2 protein-coding genes and 1 pseudogene are annotated in these 2502 nt (G+C 63.3%); all 3 read right to left on the bottom strand.

Features of this window, described 5'->3' with window-relative positions; genetic code table 11:
- The coding region (locus tag EN742_RS31600) for an ATP-binding cassette domain-containing protein (RefSeq protein WP_128333704.1) at positions 1-695 on the bottom strand (695 nt) is incomplete at its 3' end.
- Between the two features lie 75 nt (positions 696-770).
- Positions 771-1744: pseudogene (locus EN742_RS31605) on the bottom strand (ABC transporter substrate-binding protein).
- Between the two features lie 385 nt (positions 1745-2129).
- Positions 2130-2502, bottom strand: a 373-nt coding sequence (locus tag EN742_RS31610; RefSeq protein ID WP_128333705.1) for an SDR family oxidoreductase, incomplete at its 5' end; no start/stop codon positions are given.

Genomic DNA, 2502 nt, shown 5'->3' on the forward strand with positions numbered 1-2502 from the left:
GTCTTGTGCAGCATCGTCTGCAGCCGCATCAATTCGTCCTGCATCTCGCGGCGGATCAGCGGATCGAGCGCCGAGAACGGCTCGTCGAGGAACCAGATCTCCGGCTTGGTGGCGAGGCTGCGCGCGATGCCGACGCGCTGCTGCTGGCCGCCGGAAAGTTCGCGCGGATAGAAATGCTCGCGCCCGCGCAGGCCGACGAGCTCGATCACCTCGCGGGCGCGGCCCTCTCGCGTCGCCCGGTCCTGCCCCTGGATGCTCAAGGGAAAGGCGATATTGTCGAGCACGTTGAGATGCGGCAGCAGCGCGAAATTCTGGAACACCATGCCCATGCGGTGACGCCTGAGCTCGATCAGCGCCGCATCGGAGATTTTCAGCAGGTCCTTGCCTTCGAACTCGACCTTGCCGTGGCTCGGCTCGACCAGCCGCGACATGCAGCGCACCAGCGTCGACTTGCCTGAGCCGGACAGCCCCATGATAATGAAGATCTCGCCCTGGCGGATCTCGAGGTCGACGGCGCGGACCGCGCCGACCAGTCCCGCCGCCGCTATGTCGGTGAGGCTCGCCTTGCCGGCGCGCTCGCGGATGAAGCTCGCGGCATTGGCGCCGAACAGCTTCCAGACATTGCGGCAGGCAAGTTTTATCGGGCGCGCATCCCTGGGCGCGCCGGCGGCCTGCGGATCAGTCGCGTTGCTCATGCATTCGTCCTTCTGGAACGGGCAGTAGAGACCCGGCCATGCCCGGCCGGGTCTCGCAGTTTCCAGTCGGAACGGTCATTGCGCCCAGGCCTTCCAGTCGGCTTCGTGGGCAGCGATCCAGGCGGCGGCGACCTCTTCCGGCGACTTGCCGTTGAGGTCGATGTCGCCGCTCATCTTGTTGAGCTCGTCGGTGTCGATCGTATAGGCCTTGGCCACCTTGTAGGCGACCGGCCATTTCTCCTTCATGCCGCCCCAGGCATATTTCCAGATCTCGCCATGCGGCTTGCCGCAGTCATATTTGGCGTCCGGGTTGGTGCCCCATTTCGGGTCGGTGTAGCACTCCGGCGTGTATTCGGGGAATTGCACCCACTCGCCCTTGTACTTGGCCGGCGCCCAGTGCGGCGAATAGATCCACAGCATCATCGGCGCCTTGCGCTGATAGGCGGACTCGAGCTCGGCGAACATTGCCGCGTCGGTGCCGGCAGGATGACGGTGAAGGGCAGCTTCAGCGCCTCGACGCGCTCGTCGTCAAACCCTTCCCAGGTCACCGGGCCGCCCAGGTAGCGGCCCTTCGGCGTTGTCTCGGCCGTCGAGAAGGCTTCGGCGCATTTCGGGTCCTTCAGCGCTTCCCAGTTGGGCAGGCCCGGGCACTTTTCCTTCATGTATTCCGGAAACCACCATTCTTCCTTGGCCTTCGGGCCGAGCTTGCCCAGCCGTTCGGTCTGGCCGGTGGCGTCGGAAGCCTTCATGGCTTCGCCGGCGGTCGTGTCCCAGAATTCGAGGCCGACATCGAGGTCGCCATTGGTGAGGCCGGTGGTCAGGCTGGAGAGGTAATCTGCGGTCGGATATTCGACCGTGTAACCGAGCTTTTCGAGGATGCCGCCAAGAATCTTGGCGTTGAGGTTGACGCTGGTCCAGTCGAACAGGGCGATCTTGATCGGATCGCTGGATTCAGGCGCGGCCGCTTGCGCTGCCGGCGTCAGTGCGCTTGCCAGGGCAAGCGTTAGGGCTCCCATTGATGCTGTCGAAATCATGCTCCGAAGTGACATGCTTGTTCTCCTGTCAAGCTCTGGTGAGGATTATCGGTCGTTCCCTTCTTCTGGTCTTTTTATGATTGTGTTGGAAAAGCCGGTCGCTGCGCAAGCGCCCATCCGGCACTAAAGCCGGCGCGAAAGGTGAAATGATGCCAGGATGAAGGTGCCGTGCGAAGCGAGGCCGCGTCATGGCCGCCCGTCGATGGCTGCCGGGGCAGTCATCCGCGGTTCGATCGCCGCCAGCGCGGCGCTCTTGAGCATGCGAGCCATCAGGGTCCCATGATCCAGGCCTGGCGCGTCATGCGGCGAGCCGAAGCCGTTTCATAGGATGAAATTATATATACCAAGGTTCATGTCGCGCAACGCACAAACGCACTGAGCGATGCGCAATCCGACAGCCTCAGGACATGATCAGGCCGCCATCGACATTGATGGTCTGACCGGTGATGTAGGCCGCATCGTCGCTGGCGAGGAAGCTGACCAGCCCGGAGACGTCCTCGCCGCTGCCGGCACGGCCCATCGGGATGTTCTTCACCCACTCCGCCATCAACTCGCCCGGCTTGTAGTCGCCGAGCAGCTTGCCCCAGGCGGTGTCGTTATAGGCCCACATGTCGGTGTCGATGATGCCGGGGCAGATGGCGTTGACGGTGATCTTCTCCTTGGCCACTTCCTTGGCGAGGCTCTGGGTGATGCCGACGACGCCGAATTTCGAGGCCGCATAGTGCGGCGTGTAGATAAAACCCTGCCGCGCCTGGCCCGAAGCGGTGCTGATC

Source organism: Mesorhizobium sp. M4A.F.Ca.ET.020.02.1.1, from assembly GCF_004022645.1.
GTDB lineage: Bacteria > Pseudomonadota > Alphaproteobacteria > Rhizobiales > Rhizobiaceae > Mesorhizobium.